We start from the raw sequence: 21,028 nt of genomic DNA on the forward strand, positions 1-21,028 counted from the left end.
CTCATCGAGGCAGGGCTTTTTGCTTCTTAAGCGATGACATGACAATTGAGTTTTACGGGAATAGAGTGAAGGAATGAAAAAACAAAAGAAAAAGACATTGGCCTTGATTGCTCACGACGGAAAGAAAGCTTTGATGGTTTCATTCGTGCGTGATCATCTGGATACTTTCAAAAACTTCACTTTGGTGGGCACCGGCAATACCGGTCGTCTGATTCAAGCCGCGGGTCTGAAGGTTACACGCAGGCTATCGGGACCGCTGGGTGGGGACGCCCAGATCGCTGCCGAGGTTGCGACTGGCAAGTGCCAAGGGGTGATCTTTTTCCGTGATCCGCTGGGCATGCATCCCCATGACCCGGACATCTCGATGCTGATGCGAATCTGTGACGTTCATAACGTTCCTTTGGCGACCAATCCGGCGACGGCTGAGCTGCTGATTACGGGCCTTTCCCACGACTAGTGCTGTCAGGGTTTTAGACACCTTTTGCATTCTTTTCCGTTACAGGCCTGTGGGTTGAGAAACCCCTCTGCCGAGGGCATCCTCACGGGCTATGCGTCTGAATAAAGCCTTCCTTATTGCCAGTTTGATCTTTGCAACGTCGGCCCACGCCAACAAAGGGGCGAATTGCGCTGATGGTTCCGTGGTACTGGGTTTTGCCGGGGACATTCTGGTTCACGATGCTCTTTATAAAAACATTCTGCCCAAACAGAACTTCACAAGTCTTTGGAACAAGGCCATTCCGTTGTTCAACAAAGCCGATTACATGACCGTGAATCTGGAAGGCCCGGCGGCCGTTGGTATCGACAAAGCCGGTCGTGATGTGGGCGATCAGGGTTTCACCTATGATCTGAACGTGTATTCGGGAACGAATTTTTCCTTCAACTTCCATCCGCAGATTCTGCGTGATCTGAAAAGTTCCAATATTGATCTGATCAGCACCGCGAACAATCATTCCTTGGACAGACAATGGCGGGGAGTCGATCGCACGATTGAGGCCGCAAAAAACATCGGCCTTTCCATAGTGGGCACAAGACCGTCTTACGCGCCGAATGAAAACTTCTATCACCTGACGGATGTGCGCGGTTATCGCATGGCCTTTATTGCCTGCACCGAAGCGACCAATGGGATTGCAGACACTAAGAACCAGGTTCTTTCCTGTTATGGCAAGTCCCAGCAGGTGGAAATATTGATTCGTCAGCTGCGCGCTCGTGGCGACATTGACGGCGTGTTCGTGCTTCCGCACTGGGGTGTGGAATACAGCCACAAGCCGGACAAATCACAAACAGCTTATGCCAAACGCTTTTTGGAAGCGGGCGCTGTGGCAGTGGTGGGATCTCATCCCCATGTCCTGCAACCTTGGGAAAGCTATCGCACCAGTGATGGTCGTTTGACGATGATTGTGTATTCTCTGGGGAACTTCCTGGCATTCCAGGCCGGGACCGAAAAGAAGACCGGCGCCGTTGTCTATCTGCAGTTGGGACGCGATGTGCAGGGCCGCACTCAGGTGCTGACATCCTATTACACGCCGACGTACCGCGATGGTTACACCGTTTATCCGATCAGCAGCAAAGGTTCCAAGGACGCGCTGAAAGAGGCCGCCCGTCATCTGGGTACGGTAAATCGTCTGGAGCCAGACCAGAAAATCCCGCGCTGCAATTAATTGGTATATGTACTGAAGGCTGCTAAAAAGAGCTGGCCAACTTTATGACAACCGCAAAGTTCTTCTTGCAGTACTGAATTGACGCACTTTTGGTAGTTTTAGGGTCTCGAGTAAATAACTTCTTTACCTTTAATTCTATAGCCGCAGCGGCAAGCAAAAATTGTTGATCATCGGCATCAACGTACTTGCCTAGGTCTGCCTTTTGGCCACCCGAAATCTTTACAGGTTTTAATGTTACTATCTTGTTGTTGTCGAGTAGAAACCTGTAAATAAGATCTTCTATCGCATTTTTAATAAGATACTCCTGCAATATTGCAGGAGTAACTCCAATTTTGAAATCAGAAGTGGCATCCGTTAACTTAATAAGGATTCGCAATGCGCCGTCTATTTCGGCGACTGGCGCGTCAGTTGCTGTGATATCCTTTTTTGAATCGAGAAGGACGTTAGTATCAAGCACAACTGTCATTTTTTTACACTCATCTTTGCGCGGAGAATGGCACTAATGTCTTCACTTGATGCTGAGAAGAACCCTTCTGGCCATCCTTCAAGATCGCCTGTTTCGGTAATTGAGACTTCGTCAAGAGTTGAGCCATCCTTTTTTTTGTTAACGTGGAAGAGCTTTATCTCATCTGGTGGCAGGGGAGACTTCTTTTGTGCAACTAACGAGCGCAAACGTAAAATTAGATGCTCGCTATGTGTCTCGATAAAGAGTTGGTGCCCTTCTTCTGCCATTTCGAGTAGTAGTTCGGCAATTTCTGCTTGTGCTTTTGGGTGTAAATGAAGTTCTGGCTGTTCAATTAATATCGCACCTTTATTTGAAAAGGCCTTAGCAACGATAATCGGTAATACTTGAGATACGCCATAGCCAGTGTTTGCTAAAGCCACGCTAGTTCTTAGCGTCGGATCAGTGCCTTTTAAAATATGGGCAGAAATGCCCTTCATCTTTTCAAGTTTTGTATTATCAATAAGTTCGAGACGCTCTCCAAGCCATTTGGTAATTACGCTGTTTAGTCTTAGTCTTTCGCTATTGGTACGAGTGTGACGTAGTAGAAAAGCTACAAGATTCGCAGCTTCTGAGTCAATTCTATCTGGATATCTGCCTTCCATGAGATAGATCGAACTCAGTGGAGCCCTTGATGGGCCGATATAGGTGATATTGGAAGAAAATGATCAAATCTGCAAGTTATCCAACTTGGCTTAGAGATAGAGCTCTTATTTTTGATGAAGCTAGCAGCTCCTCCGCTTTTCCCTTGAATTACAAAGCTTCTTCTTTGCGCTTTGTAGCCAGTCATTGTGCTGATACCAAGACGTAAATCATTTGCTTCGCCTTTAAGGTTTAGCGTCAATCGGTCATATGCGGGAGAGCTAGTGGACGAAAATGAAAGGTCAAACTTTATTGGATTGGAAATGTCGTTTTTGTGAACGACGTTTTCAAAAGTGCCTAGGTTAATACCGTTTCCGCTTAAGAGCATTCCAGTTTGTTCGCTTGGATCATACATTGTCTCACTCAGTAACGCTAAGGCGTGCAAGACGGTGGATTTTCCAGAGCTATTCTTTCCGACGAAAATATTGAGGGACCCAAGTTTAACCGGCGATTGATTGTCAAATGAAAGAAAATTGGAAATGCCAATCTTAGAGAGCCTAGTGTCAGAAGTATCTTTTTTCATATTAAAATCAAAACACGCAGAGCGTTCTTCGTCCAACAATATAAACACTTTATTGTATTATTGGGATATGGTAGGTCAAAGGTCGGGGGCTTCTTGAGACCATAGTTGAAGGAATTTTTGTTTTTAGCCTTGCCGAGTTGTGTTTCAATAGTGGCAGGAGATTTTATGGAAGCCACCACCGCATTCTGGCGTAAATGCAGTTCCTGCAAGAAGCCCATCAATTATGGTTCGAAATATTTCGTCTGCAGTGTTTCTACCTGCAATAACGAACGCACGGGCTATGTCTTTTGCAGTGTTCCTTGTTTTGAAACACATCTGCCAGGGGCAAGACACCGCGATGCCGGGGCCGTGGAAAAGGTTGCTCCCAAAGATGCAGCGGCCGCTGAAGAATCCCATCAGCGCGCTCCGGCCCGTATCATCGTCAAGTCCCCGACGGCTTCCACTTCTTCAGCTCCGGCGGGCAGTTTGGCCGCAGCTCCTCAGGAAGTTTTGATCATCGCTTCTCGTTTGAAGGACTATATTCAGGCGCGCTCTGAATACAACACTTCGGCTTCGGTGATGGATGTGCTTTCGGATCACGTGCGTATTTTGTGTGACCGGGCGATTGAAAATGCACGGGCTGACGGGCGCAAGACGGTGATGGATCGCGATTTCGAGTTTTTGAAAAAATAAAAGCACTGGTTTCGTTCCTGCAACTGAGACTACGGGTGTAATTCAGATACTTAACGAAATGGAGTTCTATGAAAAAGTTTATTGGTGCGCTTATTCTGGCAATGGGCTTTTCCTGCGCGGCCCAGGCTTCGTATGTTTCTTACGACTTAAGTGGTTCTGCCGGTTCCCGTGATGGCGAATCCTACAGCGAGATTCATCTGGGCTTGAATTACTTCCCGGTGAACTGGTTTAACTGGAGAAACTCCATCTTCACTCAGTTCGGGTCCCAGATTAACACCGTGTATGGCTTCGACACCGCTGGCCTTTTCAATTACGAGATGTATAACAGCAGCCGCACTTTGGGGATTGAGCTTTATGCGGGTCCGGGATTGCGTTTTGCCTCTGAAAATTCCAATGCAGCATTTGGAGTTGCCGGGATCACCTTCGGCCTGGGTGGTTTGCGCATCGGTGGAGGCGTGCAGCAGTTCCAGTATTTCGAGGATCGTAAGGATAAAAACGATTTCACTCTTAATAAAAGCGAGACCCAATATTTTATCACATTGTCCGGTGGCGGAAGTTTCTAAAAGCCCCGGAATCTTTCGCAGGTCATGACCGGCATCATACAGTGAGAGGGATTCACTCCGACAAGAGCCTCGGAGGAATCCCCGCATGAGAATAAACGACATTGTTCTGGCCCACGCCAAATACAAACTCAGCCTTAGGAATTTTGTGGAAACCGGTTCAGAGCTGCAGGTCCCTGATGAGGATCTGCTTTTCTGGTTGCAGGACAACAAGCACAATCTTTCGCATCTGCCCGCGTTTAAGCATCTGGAAAAAGAACACGAGGCTTTTTGCAACTATGTTTCCGCCGTGCTGACGCTGGTAGATGCCGGGCAGCGATCGCAAGCCCGGGAACTAATTAAGAGCGAAATGTTTGTGCTGTTGTCAGAGGAAATTGTCAGCAGCATTGCGGTGCTGGAGCGGGCGGCCAAGTAGCCGTCCGAAAATTCTTTATTGGTATTTCGTTTTTTTGTGATCAAGGTTTTGACGTTCAGAGTATTCACACTAGTGATTTCACCATTCAACTTTTCTTAAACAGTCTAAACATTCGACAAGGCAATTTTTTTTGAAAATTGCTGTTTTCAATGCTTGCGAACAAATTCAGACACTTAGCGTGTCTCAAGGTGAAACCGGTTTCGTTTTTGCAAATGAGTTCGCAAACTTACACCCGGTTTAAGGTCCAGCCTTTTCATTCCGTATACTGTGCAAGAACCGCCTCGATAGATGGAGTGGAAAGGGAATATCATGAAATCACAGGGCACAGCAAAATGGTCGAAGAAGTTTTTCAAAGCGGGCGTGATGATCGCCGGTGCGGCCATGACTATGGGGAACCAGAAGTGCGAACAGAAGCAGGTTGAAGCCCCACCGCGTGTTCTAAAAAAGATTGTTGAGATGGGTGCGATCCGCTCCAGTCCTCTGATCTTCCCTAACGGTTCTTTTGACTTCCAGTTTGTTGCCAATGAACAGATTTACGGAGTGCTCATGGAGAGCAAAGAGTTTGCGCTAAGATATGCGCCTCCCATCGCTGTTCCCCCCGAGCAGGCACGCAGCGGGGATGAAAGCTTCTTCAATCTGACCAAAGCGGACGGTCAGATGATGAAGGCGTTCGCGCAGGCAGTCGGTAAAGACAACTACAATGTGCAGTACGCGCAAACCGCGTGGTGTATGGTGAATATCCCGCAGGCGAAACTTTCCGGTGCGGTGAATTCGTTTGAATTGATCGGTGGTGGTGGTCTGACGGTAGGTTTCACTCCGGCAGGAAACTATTCCACGAATGGCCTGGCTTCGGCGGGCTTGAATGTCGAGTGGGCGCAACTGGATCTTTCCATGATGGCAACTCGTCCGCTGACCTCGAAAGTCATGACCGCCGCCAATGTGACGACAAAACAAACCAAAACCAAAGTGAACTTCGGTCTGAACTTCGGTGCTTTCACCATCGGGCCAAGTGCATACTATCAGACTCCGCTGGCGCAAGTGACCAAGAACGCGTTGGTCAAAGCCGTGGGTGAACTGAACTCCGGATTGAAATCGGAAGAATGGCACACCCGTGTGATGGCCAATCACGACACGCATCTGGTGATCGTGGGTGGTTTGGATGTGGGCCTGGAGGCGGGCGACCAGTTGTTGGTTTATAACGAGGACTACTACTGGGAAGGCGAGCCTTGTAATTCGAAGTACCTGGGTGGTGGTGCCGCGGCAGGTTCGGCTGTTGCCAAGATCGAGATCGACTGGGTGGGCGATGAGATCTCGCGTGGTCGCGTGATTGAACAAAATGCCAATAACGCTGTTATTGGAGCCAAAGTAAAACTGTTCCAGTTCCATGCGGCGGATTATAAGCCCCAGGATCCGGGGGTTCAGCCGGTGGATTCCTCCACGCCAGGCACTCAGACCCCGTCCAAGCCCATTGGCAATCAAAACCCGGGAAAACCGGGCCGCGGCTAGGGCTTTCTCAGAGTGTAAAAGTGCCACTTTCCTTGCCACGGGCAGGGGAAAGATGTAGGGTCTCGGCCACAAGCTTGAGGCCCCTATGTTTTCTGGAATCGTAGAATCTGTGATGCCCATTGAAAGCTCTGAAGAGCTGACCAATGCCTATCGTATTAAAATCAAAAAACCTTCTGAATTCAATGACATAAAGCTCGGCGACAGCATTGCCTGTGACGGCGCCTGCCTGACCGTGGAAGCTTTTGATGATCAAACCATGACCTTTGCTTTGGCGGCCGAGACCATCAAGGTTCTTGAATGGAACCCGCAAAGCTGGCTGGGTAAGCAAGTCAATCTTGAGAGATCTTTGCGTTTTGGCGACCGTATTCACGGCCATCTGGTGACCGGTCACGTCGACAGCCTGGGGACAGTGACCCGCGCGGATCTGGAGGGGGAGTCCTTCTTCCTGGATGTGAAAGTGGCTGACACGATCCTGCCGTATGTTTGGAAAAAGGGCAGCGTGACTCTGAATGGGGTCAGCCTGACCGTTAACGAACTTGCAGGCTCTGTGGTGTCTGTCTGCCTGATTCCTGAAACTTTGAAACGCACAAACTTGGGACTGCTTAAGCCGGGCAGCCGTATCAATGTGGAGCCTGATTACATGGCTCGCGCCATCCAACGTTCTTTGGAAGTCAGAAAGGGCTAACAATGGAATTCAACACAATCCCTGAGATCATCGATGATGTTCGTAATGGCAAGATGGTTATCCTGGTGGATGACGAAGATCGTGAAAACGAAGGCGATCTGATTCTAGCGGCTGAATTCGCAACGCCTCAAAATATCAATTTCATGGTGAAAGAAGCCCGCGGTCTGGTGTGCCTTTGTCTGACTGCCCAGCAGGTGGAACGTCTGCAACTTCCGCTGATGGTGCGTGACGATCTGAACTTTGCGCCGAACAAAACGGCGTTCATGGTCAGCATCGAAGCTTCTGAAGGGATCTCTACCGGTATTTCCGCTGCCGACCGTGCGCTGACGTGCCGAGTGGCTGCGAACCCGCATGCAAAACCTGCTGACATTCACATGCCGGGTCACATCTTCCCAATCCGCGCCCAGCAGGGCGGGGTTTTGAAGCGTGCCGGTCACACGGAAGCCAGCGTGGATCTGGCTCGTCTGGCGGGGTTGAATCCGGCTGCGGTGATCTGCGAAGTGATGAACGATGACGGCACTATGGCTCGCGTGGGTGACCTGCGTGAGTTCGCAAAAAAGCACGGTATCAAAATCGGCACGATCGTGGATCTGATTGCATACCGTCTAGCCAATGAAACTTTGGTGGAAGAGCTGACCAGCATTCCACTGCCGGCGTCTTTTGGTGAAAATATGCAGGCGCGCGTTTTCCGCAGCACCGTGGATGGGTTGGAACATTTGGTGATTCAAAAAGGTGAGATCAAGAAAGATCATCCAACCTTGGTTCGTGTCCACGTGGACAACTTCACCCGTGACTTTATGGCGGTGGTTCAGCGTGGGGCTTCGTCTGTGCTTGAAAGCATCAAGGCGATTGCGCAGGAAGATCATGGGGCTTTTGTGTTGCTTCGCGGGAACAACCGCACCACAGGTCTTGCTCAGGAGCTGAATGTGCTGGTGGGTCTTGAGGACATCCGTCCGACGACGCCGCTGATGGATGAGCGTGATTACGGCATCGGTGCGCAGATCCTGCGTGAAATCGGTGCGAACAAAATCCGTCTTTTGACCAACAAGCCTGAAAAGAAAGTCGGCTTGAAGGCCTTTGATATCGAAATCGTTGAAATTGTCGCAATGGAAAACTTGAAGGGACCAAAATAATGGGAAAAATCAAAGTTGGTGTTGTCACCGCTCGTTGGAATCAGGAAATCACCTCTAAACTTGAAGAAGGCGCTATCAGCTATCTGGAGTCCTGTGAAGACGTAGAGATCTTTGCAGCTTTGGTTCCGGGCGCGGTGGAAATCCCATTGGCGTGCCAGGCGTTCCTTGAGGCGGGCTGTGACGGTGTTGTGGCTTTGGGTGTGGTGATCCGCGGTGACACTTCTCACTATGACTATGTTTGCAACTCTGTGACTGACGGCGTAACCCGTCTTATGCTTGATTACAAAAAACCGATCGGTTTCGGCGTTCTGACGACTGAAAACGAAGAGCAGGCTTTCGCCCGTGCCGGTGGCGAACATGGCAACAAGGGTGAAGAAGCGGCTCAGGTGACGATGGAAATGATCGGCCTGACCCAGGAAATCCCTGCGGCCATGAAGACAGCTCTGATGCTGGCTAAAAAAGCCCCTGCGAAAGCGGCCAAGAAGCCTGCAAAAGCTGCGGCAAAAACACAAAAAAAGAAGAAAAAAGTAAGAAAGTAATCTAGCATGGGGGCTATGGAAAATACGCCCCTTAAGGATGAGTTTCTTCCTCCTGGTCCCCAGGAGTTTAAAAAGCGACGCCGCGAGATCATTTTGGTTCTTGTGGTGTCGTTTTTATTTGGTCTTCTGACGTGGTTTGAGATCCGCCTGTTCGCCACCAGTCAGCAGCTTCCGTTTGTTCACAGTATCTTCTTCTTCGGTCTGGTGAACTTCAACATCATCCTGCTGTTGCTTCTGCTGTTCATGATCTTCCGCAATGTCGTGAAGGTGTTCGTGGAAAGGCAGGGCAAAGTCTTTGGCTCAAGCTTAAAGGCCAAACTGGTCGCGGCCTTTGTGGCGTTCAGCTTTATTCCGACCGTGCTGATGTTCATCATCTCGGTGTTTTATATCAACTCCAGCTTCGACAAATGGTTCAGTGCGAAGATGGCCGGGGTTCTGAAAAGCTCCATCGAAGTCACCAACGCCTATTACTTCAACGCCAAGAAAAAGAACTATCACTTCGCCCATCAGATTGCGGATTCCCTTCGTCCGCTGCGTGATCAGCGTGCCATCGAAAAAAAGGTGGAACAGCTGCGCAAGGATTTCAGCCTGGATGCGGTCGAGTATTATCCATCGCTGTTTGGCAAGCGCGTGGTGGTGTCGGCCGAAGATGACACGGTCCCGACGGTGCCGGCAGTCTCACTGGAGTTCCTGCAAAAAGGTATCAAACTTCAGGCTGAAGCCAGTATCATTCACCAGTTTGGTGACGGCAACCTGGTGCGTGTGATTGTACCAGTGCAAGAGGGCGCCGAGCGGGGCGCGGTTGTCGTTTCAAGTTTTCTGCCGCTTTCATTGATTTCCAAGATGAATGACATTTCGACCGCCTACGATGAATTCCGCGACATCAATCCGCTGGAATATCCGTTGAAGTCGATCTATCTGTATATTCTGGTTCTGATGACCTTCGTGATTCTGCTGGCGGCAACGTGGTTTGGATTCTATTTGGCAAAACAGTTGTCAGTGCCGATCGTGCAACTGGGCCGCGCCACCCGCCGGGTTGCCGGGGGGGATTATACTCCCCTGGACGTCAAAGCCGGTTCAGAAGAGATTGCCGACTTGATTCAAAGCTTTAACTCGATGACTGTGACCCTGGAAAGCACGCTGGCCGAACTGGATCAACACGCGCGCTACACCGACACGGTTTTGAAAAACGTCAGCGCCGGGGTGATCTCGGTGGACAAGGCCGGGGTTGTAACCACGATCAATCGTCATGCGGCTCAGTTGCTGCGTGTGGACCCTGAAAAGTACATCGGGCATTCGGTGCGAGATCTGCTGACGCTGGAGTATTTCCGCACGTTCGCGGAACTGCAAAAAACCATGCACGATCACAAGATTGAAAGCTTGCAAAAAGAGCTGCGCCTGAATGTTCAGGGGGAAGCGATTCCGTTGCAGGTGACTTTGTCGATGCTGAAAGATGAAAAGGGCGAAGACATCGGTAAGATTCTGGTCTTTGACGACATGTCTCCGATTGTGAACGCCCAGCGTGCGGCCGCCTGGACGGAAGTGGCCCGTCGTATCGCGCATGAAATCAAAAATCCGCTGACGCCGATCAAACTTTCCGCCGAACGCCTGCAACGCAAGTTCGGGGGCTCGATCACGGACCCGGCTTTCAGTGAATGCACCACCATGATCGTGAAGCAGGTGGATGGGCTTAAGAATCTGGTGAACGAGTTCAGCAACTTTGCCCGTTTACCACAGGCCCGTCCGGTGGTGGCGAATTTGAACTCGGTGGTGGAAGAATCCCTGGGGCTGTACCGTCAGGCCCACCCGCAGATCGACTTTGAATTCAGCAAGGATCTGGAGCTGCCGGACTTTAAGTTTGATCCGGACCAGATCAAGCGTGTTCTGGTCAATTTGGTCGATAACTCAGTTTCGGCTGTTGCAAAAGAGTCACAGCCCAGCGTGAAAATCACCACGCGCTACGATAAAGACATCAAAACCGTGCGTATGACGGTGGCGGACAATGGCGAAGGCATCCCCGCAGCGGATCGAAGTCGCATTTTTGAGCCATACTACTCTACAAAAGAGGGCGGAACTGGGCTAGGATTGGCCATTGTGAAAAGGATTATCGAGGATCACAACGGGTTTATTCGTGCCACGGCCAATGAACCCAAAGGGATCAAGATGGTTATTGAAATGCCAGTGAACGAAGTCGGCGCATGGAAGCCGTCGGAGTCCTAGCAAGAAAAGGGGTCGTTATGACGGCACTGAATACGAAAATTTTGATTATTGATGATGAAGCACCGATTCGTGATGTGCTTTCTGCATCTTTGCGTGATGAAGGCTATCAGGTTTCTTTGGCCCATGATGGTGAAACCGGGATTCAGGCGATTCGTGATGTTCAGCCTGATATCGTGTTTCTGGATATCTGGATGCCGGGTAAGTACGACGGTATCGAGGTTCTGAATCTGGCGCGCAAAGAATTCCCTCACGTGGAGTTCGTAATGATCTCCGGTCACGGGACCATCGAAACTGCGGTGAAGGCAACCAAGCTGGGCGCCTGGGACTTTATTGAAAAGCCTCTTTCCATGGACAAGATCCTGATTGTGATCTCCAATATCCTGAGCTACCAGCAGCAGAAGGAAGAAAAAGCGCTTCTGTTGAACAAGCTTCGTAAATCTATCGCTTTGATCGGCGAGGCTCCAAGCATCGTGGCGACGAAACAAATCATCGCACGCGTGGCACCGACCAGTTCCTGGGTTCTGATCCAGGGCGAAGCGGGCACCGGTAAAGAACTTGTCGCGCAGAATATCCATTACATGAGCTCTCGCGCCAGTCGTCCGTTTGTTGAAATCAACTGCGGTGGCATCCCTGAGGACCTTCAGGATTCCGAAATTTTCGGAATCGAAAAAGGCGCCATGCCGGGTGTTGAGCGCACGAAAAAAGGCAAACTGGATCTGGCTTTGGGCGGAACGCTTTACATTGCTGAGATCGGCGAGCTGAATCAGGCGGCGCAATCCAAGCTTTTGAAGTATCTCGACAGCCGTACCTATACCCGAGTGGGCGGTACGGAATTGATCGAAAACGATGTTCGTGTGATCGCAGCCTCTTCGAAGGATCTTGAAAAAGAAGTGAAGGACGGTCGTTTCCGTGAAGACCTTTACTATCGCCTGAACGTGATTCCTTTCCGCGTGCCTGCGCTGAGAGAGCATCCCGAGGACATCCCGGTGCTTGTTTCCTATTTCTCTGACAACGTTTCCCGCGAAAGCGGTTATCCGAAAAAAGCGTTTTCAGAAAAAGGCGTGGAAAAAATGCTGGCCTATCAGTGGCCGGGTAACGTTCGTGAACTGAAGAATTTTATTGAGCGCGTGTACATTCTGACTCCGGGCGATTTCGTGGACGTTCACGATCTGCGCTTCGCGGGTCTGATCGACAAAGACGACGAAAAGGCGGTGGAGATGCAGGATCTTTCCACCTTCCGTGAGGCACGCGCCCAGTTTGAAAAAGAATATCTGCTGCGCAAGATTGGCGAAAACAGCGGCAATATTTCGCGCACAGCAGAGGTGATTGGTCTGGAAAGAAGTTACCTGCACCGAAAGATCAAAGCCTACGGAATTGATACGAAAGAATAGAAGGAAAGAGACAGCAAGATGGCAGATACAGCAATTACCCCGACACGTTCTCAAAACTATCCAGAGTGGTACCAGCAGGTGATCGTTGCCGCTGATATGGCGGAAAACTCTCCGGTGCGCGGTTGCATGGTGATCAAACCCTGGGGCTATGCCGTTTGGGAAAACATGCAGGGCGTTTTGGACCGCATGTTTAAAGACACCGGCCATGTGAATGCCTATTTCCCTCTTTTGATCCCGTTGAGCTTCCTTGAAAAAGAAGCGGCTCACGTGGAAGGCTTTGCGAAAGAGTGCGCGGTTGTGACTCATCACCGTTTGAAAGGTGATGGCAACGGCAAGCTGATCCCGGATGGTGAACTGGAAGAACCACTGATCATCCGTCCAACAAGCGAAACAATCATCGGTCACCAGTTTGCAAAATGGGTGAAATCCTATCGTGATCTGCCGATTCTGGTGAATCAGTGGTGTAATGTGATGAGATGGGAAATGCGCACGCGTATGTTCCTGAGAACCGCCGAATTCCTGTGGCAGGAGGGTCATACCGTTCACGCCACTGCGAAAGAGGCTCAGGAAGAAACCTTGCAGATGCTGAACGTGTATGCAGAGTTCGCTGAAAAATACATGGCGATGCCGGTGATCAAAGGCATGAAAACTCCGGATGAAAGATTCCCGGGTGCGGTTGACACTTACACGATCGAAGCACTGATGCAGGATAAGAAAGCCCTGCAGGCGGGAACCTCCCACTTCCTGGGTCAGAACTTTGCCAAAGCTTCCGAGATCAAGTACCTGAGCGCCGAAGGCAAGGAAGAGTTCGCATGGACCACCTCCTGGGGTGTTTCCACCCGTTTGATCGGTGGTCTGATCATGACCCACAGTGATGACAATGGCTTTGTGGTTCCGCCAAGACTGGCTCCTCTGCATGTCGTGATCATTCCGATTTATCGTAACGACGAAGAGCGTGCTCAGGTTCTGGATTATGTAAAAGCTCTGGAAAAAGATCTTAAGTCCCAGAGCTATGTGGGTTCTTCCGTGCGTGTGAAGATCGATGATCGTGACATGCGTGGCGGGGAAAAAGCATGGCAGTACATCAAGCAGGGTGTTCCGGTACGTGTGGAAGTCGGTCCTCGTGATATGGCAAAAGGTGAAGTCTTCGTCGGCCGCCGTGACCGCGGTCCGAAAGAGAAAGCTTCCATGGAAAGAAACGCTTTCGTGGCCAACATCACTCATCTTCTTCAGGAAATGCAGGATGGTATGTTTGAACGCGCGAAACAAATGCGCGATGAAAGTATCAAAACCATCACGAACCTGCAGGACTTTGAAAAGTACTTCACCGGTGGTGAAAACACGGCTCCGGGCTTTGCCAAGGTTCCTTGGTGTGAAGCCGGGATGGGGCATGAGCTGCTGGCGCAGTTGAAAGTGACTCCACGTTGTATGCCGCTGGATCAGGAGCCTGTACAGGGTAACTGCATCTTCTCTGGCAAGCCCGCGACGAGCTGGGTTCTTTTCGCCAAGTCCTATTAGGAAGAAGGCCCTCAGTGAGGGCCTTCTTTTGTGTTAAAAAAGGATCAAGATTTATATCATTTCATAATGTTCATGAAATAATTCTCCGGGAACACTTTGGGGTCGTGTCTTTGTATGCTTGCATTGCGCTTTTTGCGTCCAACGTTGACGATTAAAAAAGTTAACGGAGGCGGATGTGTTAGCAGTAGTTAAAACGCAAGAGAGTGAAGTTAGGGATCGCATTGCATATTTGCTGGAGAATGTGGTCAAAGAAATGGCTTCTGGTGCAGAAGGTATTGAGGTGAAATACGCTTCCGGCGAACGCACGACAGTGTATCAAATCAATGTTCCTCAAGAACATCGTGGAAAGTTGATTGGGGCCCAGGGAAAGAACATTACTTCGTTGCGCAATATTCTGGCGGCAATGGCTGGAAGCCATGGGTTTCGCGCAATCATCGAGCTTGTTGTATAGCTGAGAAAAATAGAATGCTTAAAATTAAAGAGCTCCCGGTGGGAGCTCTTTTCTTATTGAACATCGATGAAGCTTGTATTGGACCAGGGTGAAACCTGGCTGGAACTGCGCCCGCGGATTCTAAAGTACCAGCGACCTTGTGTAAGTCCTTGGCGCAGATAATAGTCTCGGGCTTCAATCTTATAGACGGTGCTGCCTTTGAAGTCCTGTTGGTTGGAAACTTCTAGTTCATACCAAGCGGCGCTAAGAATCTGTCCCCATGCAAAGCGTATGGCCTCACCTGCCTTGAAGTTGGCTCCTTTGGCTGGCGCATCCATTTCTGCGGCAATCAGGTCGGCTTGCTTGCGGTACTCCACGCCATAGACTTTAGACGGAGTGTCGAAGAAGTCCGGATTTTCGGAAATCGGGATCATGCGGAAGTAGTACCAACCCACTTCCTTGATCGGCATGAAGATCTCAATATTTTTGGTCTCGATACGGGTGGAGTTCTTAAGGTCTTCAGTGCGTGCCACTTCGACAACGTACTTCTTGGCATTCTTTCTATGGGTCCACAGAATATGCAGGCTGTCGCTGTCTTTCGATTTCTCGATGTTAGCGTAAGTGATCTCATATCTTTCAATGACCGGTCCTGGCAGAACACCTTTGATTTTGAAAACTTCGGAGGCTGGAGAAAGTTCACCTTCCTGTGATCGTGCAAGTACACGCACAAAGCTGGGCTCTTTGGTGGCGTGTTCGACGGCATATTTGGTTTCGTTCACTTTAATCTTAAGTTGAACATTCCCGAACATTGGTGTGTCAGCCACCTCAATAAGATAGTCTTTTGCAAATGGGACTGGCTTCCAGTTGATGGTGACTCGAACTGCGATCGGACTGATCAGATCTTCTTTTTTTTCTGTCAGTACTGGGGTGCTTAGGGGAGCCCGAATATCCACAGAGGCTGCATTGGACCACTTGGAAGCAGGTTTATCAGCGAGTAACCTTTGGGCTCGAATGAAGTATTCGCCGGGAGTGGATATCTTAAATCCGTTCGCCAGAGTGCCTTTATAGCTATCTTCAATTTTTTTGAAGTCTTCAGTGCGACTGAGCTGCAAATTGAATTGCTCCTGGTTTTTTGCATCGCGGACCTTGGCAAGGATCTCCCATTTGCCCCTTTCGATGAAGCGGAGCTGGGCTCGATCCAGGTTAATATCCGAGACAGCAACCAGGGAAAGACGACGCGCTTCCGTGGGTCTGCCGTCAGTTCCAACCAAACGCCAATATAGCGATCCTGGAGTTTTTCGGGTTATTCCAAGGTTTGTAGTTCCAGCGACTTTGAGTTTTTCCACATTCTGTGAAAACTGTCGGACTGGCGACAGTTCAAGAGTCACCGCCGGGCCGGACCATTTCAACTCTACGGGCTTGTCGACATAGGCGACGGAGTTGTTGGCGGGACTAAGGAGTGTCAGGTTGGCAGCAGCTGAAGCTGAGCCGGCATCGCCACTTCTATTGCTGCCGGCTTTTGCAAGGCTGCCTTTAGCAGCGTTAGAAGGTGGCTGAAGTGTGACGATATTTGAAATTGGAGAGACTTCACCTTCTGCGGCCTCTGCCTGGATGACGGCATACATATTTTGGGTCAGGCTTTCAGAAATACTGTAATCCTGTTTATTCTTCGGCAGTCGTATCACATTGGAGGAAATAAAGCTGGAGGTGCTGGACAGGCGGAGCAAGTAAAACTCTGCATCAGCAACCATATTCCAGGAGAAGGTGGCTGTCGTCACACCTTGAGAGTATTCAGTGTTCGGTGCCAAAGTTAATGTTGGTGCGACGATTGGCGGGCGAATTTGAAGAACCTTCGTGCTGGTCCACTCCGAAACCAACTGATTGCTGTATAGGCGGCGCATACGCAGGAAGAACTTTCCATCCTGATCAATCAAGGAGCGGAATGGCGGAGCCCCAACATAGGCATCATAAGGTTCGGAGAAGTTTTCAAAACGGCTCAGCTGAAATTCATAGCGGGCTTCCGGGTCTGTACTTTGTACCGTGGCCAGTAATTGCCACTTACCCCGCTCAACAAAGTGAACGTTGACCTCTTTGAAAGCTGCGGGCTGCAGGTTGGCTACTTTGAAATAGGACGGACTGGAGTACTTTGCAATGCCTTCGGTGTAAGAGACGATTCTCCAGAAGACATCGCCTTGCATATGTTCCATTGGGATAGGGTACAGCTTCTGTCCGGTTACATTGAACTCTTTTACATTTTCATAGAAGTCCGGGTGAGTGGAGTATTCCAGAACCTGTCGATCCGACGGGCTGCATTCCCAGAGGAAAACGGTGCTTTTTTCGCCCTTATAAACGATCTGTTTTTCCACCGGGGAGATCAGCTTTATGGTCGGGTCGATAACCTGGTCAATATAAAGTTCAACGCTATTGGAATTTCCGGGTGCGCTGTTGGCATGGTTGCGATCTCTGACAACGACACTTTCACCCTGGGACAGGCTGGACTTGTCCGTAACTCCATCCATAACAAGATTTCCGGAGGCCATTGAAAGACCCAAAGCATCTTCTTTTTTCTTTACGTGAAGGTCGTAGTTGTAACCCGGGCGAATTTTGAGGCTGCCTTCACCAACACGAAGTACCAGACCCATCTGGTCGGCTTGCATGCTGCGAATATTGAAGCCTCCGTCATTCAGACTTAAAATCAGCTTGTTCTTGTCAGAGTTGTCTTCAGAAATTCGGAGCAAAGTGTTTTCAGACAAACGCGCGCGACGTCCGCCAGAGAAAAAAAGTACAGTGGAGGACTGTCCACCGACGAAGACCTCTGAACCGTTGAACAGCTTTTGTCCGTCATCGCTGGTGCGCCAGAAGAAATCACCGGGATACTTGTGTTTGACATCTTTTTTCTTCTCGCGGACTACGGCAAGAGGTTTGCCAAATGAAGTTTCGTCTACGGTATTAATGCCGGATAAGCCAAAGTAGTATGCCAACCCTCCGACTAATCCAACGGCTCCAATCAATGCTGCAAACCATTTCTTCTGCATTCTTTTACTATCGATGATTTATGTGTGTATGTACAGTGACGTTTGAGAATTGCTCATGAATTTTTGAGGAAGCTAAATGTTTTATCCATAATGAAATCCGCCTCCATTGTTCCGCCACACTTTGCACATTTCATGTCCTCTGGAATCTGAATTTTGTAGGGACTTTGATCATTAGTGTAAAAGTAGTGAACATCTTTTGAGAGTTTGACGATTTGTTCGTGTGAGCATTTTTCACAAAGGAAAGGCGCCATAAAAGATGTAACAAAAGAATTTTTGGGAACAAATCCCTGAACGATGTTGATCTGATTCACAATTACGAACGGACATTCTTCCAGATAAAGTGTGGCGTCCTGCGGGATTCTGCAAGTCCATAGAATCCAATTCTTTACGCCAATGGAGTTGATGAAAGTGACCTTTGACAAGTTCAGTTTGATTTCTTTATAGGCCTGTATGCTGGCTTCAAACAAAGACGCTTTTTCACTGATAGGTCCTTCAATAGAAATTTCAATGGTGCTTCCGGTAACCTTTGTTTTCATGCGCTGCCTTTGCGGTGGTATATGGTTTTCAGCATATATTTTGAATCAAAATACAGTCTGCGGCTCTTTGGAACTTGAATTGAGTATACAAAACGTTTCGTCGGTCTTCAGTAAGGATCGATAGGGGCCGGACTGGGCAAAGGTAATAGATTGAGTGTTTGAATTAATCTAACGAACACGCCGAACAACTGCTACATTCCAATAGCCGGAAAGTCTTATGTCATTAAGCTCTGATTCTCCGCGGGAGTTTGCAGGGTCTGCCAGGGTAACATAAGTGGTAAACCGGGAGGTCTCATGAAATCCTTCATTCTTTCATTGGTGATGTTGCTGTCTGTAAATGCGCTTGCCGAATCGGAGCCATTGGATGACCTGATGACTCCGGATGAGATTGCCGCAGAGGCGGGGTTTCCACGTACTGAAATGAACGATAATGTCCTGAGCCTGCGGGATTTTGACTCGATCGAGTCCCTGAATGTGGCTCGGGAGTTCCCGATCGTTCTTGTCGCCAATAAAAACGCTTACGGTTATGAAGCCCAGACCATGCGGGTGATTCAGAATGGAAACCTGACAAACACCTGGAAAATATCAACGGGGAGGGAACGCTGGGAGACGGCCAAAAGCGGACGGCAATACTTCACCACAACGCCGCCGGGATGGTTCTATCCTTATTCGATTGTGCGCAATCACTACTCACAAACTTGGCAAACCAATATGGAATTCAGTGTCTTCTTTAACGGCGGGGTTGCCCTGCATGCCGCAAATTCCGCGCACAATTATCAATTGGGCCGCCGCGCTTCCGGTGGATGTGTCCGCCTGCATCGCGATAATGCAAAGTACATCTACGAACGGGTCGTGCAGGAAGGGAAAGGTCTGGTTCCCGTTATTCGACCCAACGGAGCTGTGGCCCGGGACTGGCGGGGCAATGTGATTCGCGCGGTGAAGTACCGCACACTGATCGTTGTTGAGGGATATTAAATGGACTATCGTCGGGTGCAAACGGAAGGCTTACCTAATAAACTGAAACAATGAGATATTTCCTGCTCGTTTTCTTTATTTCCGCTTCCTGTCTTGCCAACGAGGTCATTCTGGATCGCACCAATAAAATGGGCATCCGCAAGATTGATATCCTGAAAAAGGACAAGGGTGTTTACACGTTTGATGGCAAGATATTGGGAAAATCTCTTCCACCCAAAGTCGCCGCAGCCTGGAAGCAGGTTGAAAGAGGCCCGGCCTCCGCAGGCAAAGCGCGCTGCCATGCCGGCACTTATATCTATATTAATAAGATCTCCAAAAAAGAAACCCGCAAAGAAGGGTGTGCCGAAGGCGTCGAGTATGGCCGCTTTGTTCAGCATATCGAAGACATCCGCACTCACGCGCAAGGAAAATAGTTTATGAAGTTCATGGGGTTCGTTGCGATCGTTCTTGTCACTTCATCTCTTCAGGCACAGGAAGCTGTCAGTCCTGCCATGCGTGAGACGATCGATAAGATCACGAAAATGCGCGAGACCCTGAAGGTCTCTGCCGACCGCAGTGGCGTCTGTGAGACGCCTCAGTCTCCGTCATGCACTTTTGAAGGCTATTGTGGAAAACTGGCCGGAAAAGCCCAGGATTTTTATCTTTATCAGGACAGCGACGGGCGCAAGGTTCCAAATATGGCGATGATCGGCAATCTGAGTTTTGCTGAACATTGTGCGAAGGGCACATTCCCGCAAACGGCGGTGCAGGATCCATTTGTTTATGCCAACCAGTTTATGGACGAGAAAGCGGCGGGCGGTAAAGAGCAGCTTCAGCGCAATAAAGAACGTCTGAAAAAAGAAACAGCCCGCACTCTCAAGGTGGTAGAGGACGCCCGCAGCCATGTTGTCAAATCCCTGGAGGCGCAGAAGACGTCGGCCAATGCAAAGCAGATCGACAATATGATCGCGCGCGTGAAGGCCATAAAATATCGTGAAGCCAAAACTGACGGCCAATACATGGATCTGGTGGCTGATGGGTGTGAGTCTCCGAATGCTTATTATTCTTCGGAGACCAACACGATCACGGTGTGCCCGCAGATGATGAACCTGCCGGAAGCTTCTTTGTTTGCAACTTTGGCCCATGAATTCGGCCATGGTATCGATCCCTGTGCGATGGAAATGGATTTCGGCAAGGAAGGGGCGAAACTGCCGGACTTTATGAGTCTGGTGGTAAAGCCCAATCAGCCCACAGTGAATCCCGCCGTCAGAATGGCGCAGAACCCGTTTAAAAACGTGATTAGCTGTCTGCAGTCTCCGCAGTCTATTGAAGTCAGTATTCCGACCAAGGATGCTTTGCTTCGTGAAATCAACGAATTCGAAGATGGCTTGAAGGCGGAAGTCGGCGGTGAAATCGACGAGGAAACCGGCGAGGCCAAAGCCACTGACGCCACCGATGCCCGCTTTGAAGATTCCCGTCAGAACATTGAAAAGAATTACGAGCGCTACAAATACTGCAGTGAGATCACCGGCACCGGTCATATTCAGGAAGCTTTTTCTGACTGGATTTCCGCGCAGGCTTTGACTTCAAAAATTTCGGGCATCCAGGATTCTGCCAAAGCACGTGAGTTCGCGTTTGCTTCGCAGACCATGTTCTATGGGATGGCATGTGAAAACGTGCAACAGGCGGTGGACAGCAGGATGGATCAGTTTGTGGAGGCCTGCCCTCAGTTGGAGGAAATCCGCGCCTATATGGAGGATATGAAGCATTCTGATGGTCACTCCAGTCACCCGGATGCAAATCGTCGTATCAACCGAATCTATTATGCCAAGCCCGAGATTCAGAAAGCTCTCGGCTGTGAAAGCGGTCACAACGACGCCCAAGAGTGTAAGCCCTGATTTTGGCAAGATGTGTTGAATTGTCAGGATTCTGTCAGGGGTCTTGACGGAACTCTGTCACGGTCGCTAGCGTTGGTTGCATTCCACCCAATCAGCGTAAAGAGAGACCCATGACACTTGCCGTGTTTTTGAGACATTCTTCGCCACCTAGGCCCCCATCGAAGGGACCCTCTTCGGGAGAGAAATCCCGTTCGAACACCCTCCGTGTGTC

General features: G+C 49.6%; 21 protein-coding genes. 16 read left to right on the forward strand and 5 right to left on the reverse strand.

Annotated features, from left to right (window positions below):
• Positions 1-73 precede the first annotated feature (73 nt).
• The gene (locus tag B9G79_RS04115; protein ID WP_015092070.1) at positions 74-457 is read left to right on the forward strand and encodes a methylglyoxal synthase; all 384 of its coding nucleotides are present in this window, start codon (positions 74-76) and stop codon (positions 455-457) included.
• A 91-nt stretch (positions 458-548) separates the two neighbouring features.
• Complete coding sequence (locus B9G79_RS04120) at positions 549-1,658, forward strand: CapA family protein (protein WP_088564425.1); 1,110 nt, start codon at positions 549-551, stop codon at positions 1,656-1,658.
• A 22-nt stretch (positions 1,659-1,680) separates the two neighbouring features.
• Here the strand turns inward: B9G79_RS04120 and B9G79_RS04125 are convergent, their stop codons facing one another.
• The 3 genes from B9G79_RS04125 to B9G79_RS04135 are packed head-to-tail and all read right to left on the reverse strand — an operon-like array spanning position 1,681 to position 3,325.
• Entirely contained in the window at positions 1,681-2,124 is a 444-nt protein-coding gene (locus B9G79_RS04125) for a hypothetical protein (RefSeq protein ID WP_088564426.1), read from the reverse strand.
• On the reverse strand, positions 2,121-2,765 hold the full coding sequence (locus tag B9G79_RS04130; protein ID WP_088564427.1) for an AAA family ATPase: 645 nt from the start codon (positions 2,763-2,765) through the stop codon (positions 2,121-2,123). Before B9G79_RS04130 ends, B9G79_RS04125 begins: the two co-directional genes overlap by 4 nt.
• 14 nt (positions 2,766-2,779) lie before the next feature.
• Positions 2,780-3,325 (reverse strand): AAA family ATPase, encoded by a 546-nt coding sequence (locus B9G79_RS04135; RefSeq protein ID WP_088564428.1) that lies wholly within the window; start codon positions 3,323-3,325, stop codon positions 2,780-2,782.
• 165 nt (positions 3,326-3,490) lie between these two features.
• Between B9G79_RS04135 and B9G79_RS04140 the strand changes: the two genes are divergently transcribed.
• The 11 genes from B9G79_RS04140 to B9G79_RS04190 all read left to right on the forward strand — a co-directional run bounded on the left by B9G79_RS04140 (position 3,491) and on the right by B9G79_RS04190 (position 14,415).
• Positions 3,491-3,997: a hypothetical protein gene (locus B9G79_RS04140; RefSeq protein WP_088564429.1), complete on the forward strand. Its 507-nt coding sequence runs from the start codon at positions 3,491-3,493 to the stop codon at positions 3,995-3,997.
• Between the two features lie 68 nt (positions 3,998-4,065).
• Entirely contained in the window at positions 4,066-4,560 is a 495-nt protein-coding gene (locus tag B9G79_RS04145) for a hypothetical protein (RefSeq protein ID WP_088564430.1), read from the forward strand.
• An 85-nt stretch (positions 4,561-4,645) separates the two neighbouring features.
• Positions 4,646-4,972: a CZB domain-containing protein gene (locus tag B9G79_RS04150; RefSeq protein WP_088564431.1), complete on the forward strand. Its 327-nt coding sequence runs from the start codon at positions 4,646-4,648 to the stop codon at positions 4,970-4,972.
• Between the two features lie 309 nt (positions 4,973-5,281).
• A complete protein-coding gene (locus tag B9G79_RS04155; protein ID WP_232469143.1) occupies positions 5,282-6,478 on the forward strand; it encodes a hypothetical protein in 1,197 nt (398 codons plus the stop codon).
• A gap of 85 nt (positions 6,479-6,563) precedes the next feature.
• Positions 6,564-7,163, forward strand: a complete 600-nt coding sequence (locus B9G79_RS04160; RefSeq protein ID WP_088564433.1) for a riboflavin synthase — start codon at positions 6,564-6,566, stop codon at positions 7,161-7,163.
• 2 nt (positions 7,164-7,165) lie between these two features.
• Positions 7,166-8,296, forward strand: coding sequence for a 3,4-dihydroxy-2-butanone-4-phosphate synthase (gene ribB, locus B9G79_RS04165; RefSeq protein WP_088564434.1), 1,131 nt, complete (start codon positions 7,166-7,168; stop codon positions 8,294-8,296).
• The gene (gene ribH, locus B9G79_RS04170; RefSeq protein WP_088564435.1) at positions 8,296-8,835 is read left to right on the forward strand and encodes a 6,7-dimethyl-8-ribityllumazine synthase; all 540 of its coding nucleotides are present in this window, start codon (positions 8,296-8,298) and stop codon (positions 8,833-8,835) included. The genes ribB and ribH overlap by 1 nt, the downstream gene beginning before the upstream one ends.
• A 15-nt stretch (positions 8,836-8,850) precedes the next feature.
• Positions 8,851-11,055 (forward strand): sensor histidine kinase, encoded by a 2,205-nt coding sequence (locus tag B9G79_RS04175; RefSeq protein WP_232469144.1) that lies wholly within the window; start codon positions 8,851-8,853, stop codon positions 11,053-11,055.
• Positions 11,056-11,072: 17 nt separating this feature from the next.
• Positions 11,073-12,446, forward strand: coding sequence for a sigma-54-dependent transcriptional regulator (locus B9G79_RS04180; RefSeq protein ID WP_088564437.1), 1,374 nt, complete (start codon positions 11,073-11,075; stop codon positions 12,444-12,446).
• 18 nt (positions 12,447-12,464) lie between these two features.
• Positions 12,465-13,964, forward strand: a complete 1,500-nt coding sequence (gene proS, locus B9G79_RS04185) for a proline--tRNA ligase (RefSeq protein ID WP_088564438.1) — start codon at positions 12,465-12,467, stop codon at positions 13,962-13,964.
• 175 nt (positions 13,965-14,139) lie between these two features.
• Positions 14,140-14,415, forward strand: coding sequence for a KH domain-containing protein (locus tag B9G79_RS04190; RefSeq protein WP_088564439.1), 276 nt, complete (start codon positions 14,140-14,142; stop codon positions 14,413-14,415).
• Between the two features lie 53 nt (positions 14,416-14,468).
• Here the strand turns inward: B9G79_RS04190 and B9G79_RS04195 are convergent, their stop codons facing one another.
• Together B9G79_RS04195 and B9G79_RS04200 are read right to left on the reverse strand one after the other, a co-directional pair.
• A complete protein-coding gene (locus B9G79_RS04195) occupies positions 14,469-17,375 on the reverse strand; it encodes a hypothetical protein (protein ID WP_232469145.1) in 2,907 nt (968 codons plus the stop codon).
• A gap of 107 nt (positions 17,376-17,482) precedes the next feature.
• Positions 17,483-17,965, reverse strand: coding sequence for a hypothetical protein (locus B9G79_RS04200; RefSeq protein WP_088564441.1), 483 nt, complete (start codon positions 17,963-17,965; stop codon positions 17,483-17,485).
• 294 nt (positions 17,966-18,259) lie between these two features.
• Between B9G79_RS04200 and B9G79_RS04205 the strand changes: the two genes are divergently transcribed.
• The 3 genes from B9G79_RS04205 to B9G79_RS04215 are packed head-to-tail and all read left to right on the forward strand — an operon-like array spanning position 18,260 to position 20,817.
• On the forward strand, positions 18,260-18,940 hold the full coding sequence (locus B9G79_RS04205; protein WP_088564442.1) for a L,D-transpeptidase: 681 nt from the start codon (positions 18,260-18,262) through the stop codon (positions 18,938-18,940).
• A 50-nt stretch (positions 18,941-18,990) separates the two neighbouring features.
• On the forward strand, positions 18,991-19,353 hold the full coding sequence (locus B9G79_RS04210) for a hypothetical protein (protein WP_088564443.1): 363 nt from the start codon (positions 18,991-18,993) through the stop codon (positions 19,351-19,353).
• A 3-nt stretch (positions 19,354-19,356) separates the two neighbouring features.
• A complete protein-coding gene (locus B9G79_RS04215) occupies positions 19,357-20,817 on the forward strand; it encodes a hypothetical protein (RefSeq protein ID WP_088564444.1) in 1,461 nt (486 codons plus the stop codon).
• Positions 20,818-21,028: the final 211 nt, after the last annotated feature.

The organism is Bdellovibrio bacteriovorus (genome assembly GCF_002208115.1).
Classification (GTDB): Bacteria; Bdellovibrionota; Bdellovibrionia; order Bdellovibrionales; family Bdellovibrionaceae; genus Bdellovibrio; species Bdellovibrio bacteriovorus_C.

What these genes read in the sequence shown, in the direction of transcription:
- proS (WP_088564438.1), top strand. Translation starts at nt 12,465, where the DNA reads ATGGCAGATACAGCAATTACCCCGACACGTTCTCAAAACTATCCAGAG.
- ribH (WP_088564435.1), top strand. Translation starts at nt 8,296, where the DNA reads ATGGGAAAAATCAAAGTTGGTGTTGTCACCGCTCGTTGGAATCAGGAA.
- B9G79_RS04205 (WP_088564442.1), top strand. Translation starts at nt 18,260, where the DNA reads ATGAAATCCTTCATTCTTTCATTGGTGATGTTGCTGTCTGTAAATGCG.
- ribB (WP_088564434.1), top strand. Translation starts at nt 7,166, where the DNA reads ATGGAATTCAACACAATCCCTGAGATCATCGATGATGTTCGTAATGGC.
- B9G79_RS04120 (WP_088564425.1), top strand. Translation starts at nt 549, where the DNA reads ATGCGTCTGAATAAAGCCTTCCTTATTGCCAGTTTGATCTTTGCAACG.
- B9G79_RS04125 (WP_088564426.1), bottom strand. Translation starts at nt 2,124, where the DNA reads ATGACAGTTGTGCTTGATACTAACGTCCTTCTCGATTCAAAAAAGGAT.
- B9G79_RS04210 (WP_088564443.1), top strand. Translation starts at nt 18,991, where the DNA reads ATGAGATATTTCCTGCTCGTTTTCTTTATTTCCGCTTCCTGTCTTGCC.
- B9G79_RS04160 (WP_088564433.1), top strand. Translation starts at nt 6,564, where the DNA reads ATGTTTTCTGGAATCGTAGAATCTGTGATGCCCATTGAAAGCTCTGAA.
- B9G79_RS04180 (WP_088564437.1), top strand. Translation starts at nt 11,073, where the DNA reads ATGACGGCACTGAATACGAAAATTTTGATTATTGATGATGAAGCACCG.
- B9G79_RS04215 (WP_088564444.1), top strand. Translation starts at nt 19,357, where the DNA reads ATGAAGTTCATGGGGTTCGTTGCGATCGTTCTTGTCACTTCATCTCTT.
- B9G79_RS04175 (WP_232469144.1), top strand. Translation starts at nt 8,851, where the DNA reads ATGGAAAATACGCCCCTTAAGGATGAGTTTCTTCCTCCTGGTCCCCAG.
- B9G79_RS04135 (WP_088564428.1), bottom strand. Translation starts at nt 3,325, where the DNA reads ATGAAAAAAGATACTTCTGACACTAGGCTCTCTAAGATTGGCATTTCC.
- B9G79_RS04115 (WP_015092070.1), top strand. Translation starts at nt 74, where the DNA reads ATGAAAAAACAAAAGAAAAAGACATTGGCCTTGATTGCTCACGACGGA.
- B9G79_RS04150 (WP_088564431.1), top strand. Translation starts at nt 4,646, where the DNA reads ATGAGAATAAACGACATTGTTCTGGCCCACGCCAAATACAAACTCAGC.
- B9G79_RS04145 (WP_088564430.1), top strand. Translation starts at nt 4,066, where the DNA reads ATGAAAAAGTTTATTGGTGCGCTTATTCTGGCAATGGGCTTTTCCTGC.
- B9G79_RS04140 (WP_088564429.1), top strand. Translation starts at nt 3,491, where the DNA reads ATGGAAGCCACCACCGCATTCTGGCGTAAATGCAGTTCCTGCAAGAAG.
- B9G79_RS04200 (WP_088564441.1), bottom strand. Translation starts at nt 17,965, where the DNA reads ATGAAAACAAAGGTTACCGGAAGCACCATTGAAATTTCTATTGAAGGA.
- B9G79_RS04155 (WP_232469143.1), top strand. Translation starts at nt 5,282, where the DNA reads ATGAAATCACAGGGCACAGCAAAATGGTCGAAGAAGTTTTTCAAAGCG.
- B9G79_RS04130 (WP_088564427.1), bottom strand. Translation starts at nt 2,765, where the DNA reads ATGGAAGGCAGATATCCAGATAGAATTGACTCAGAAGCTGCGAATCTT.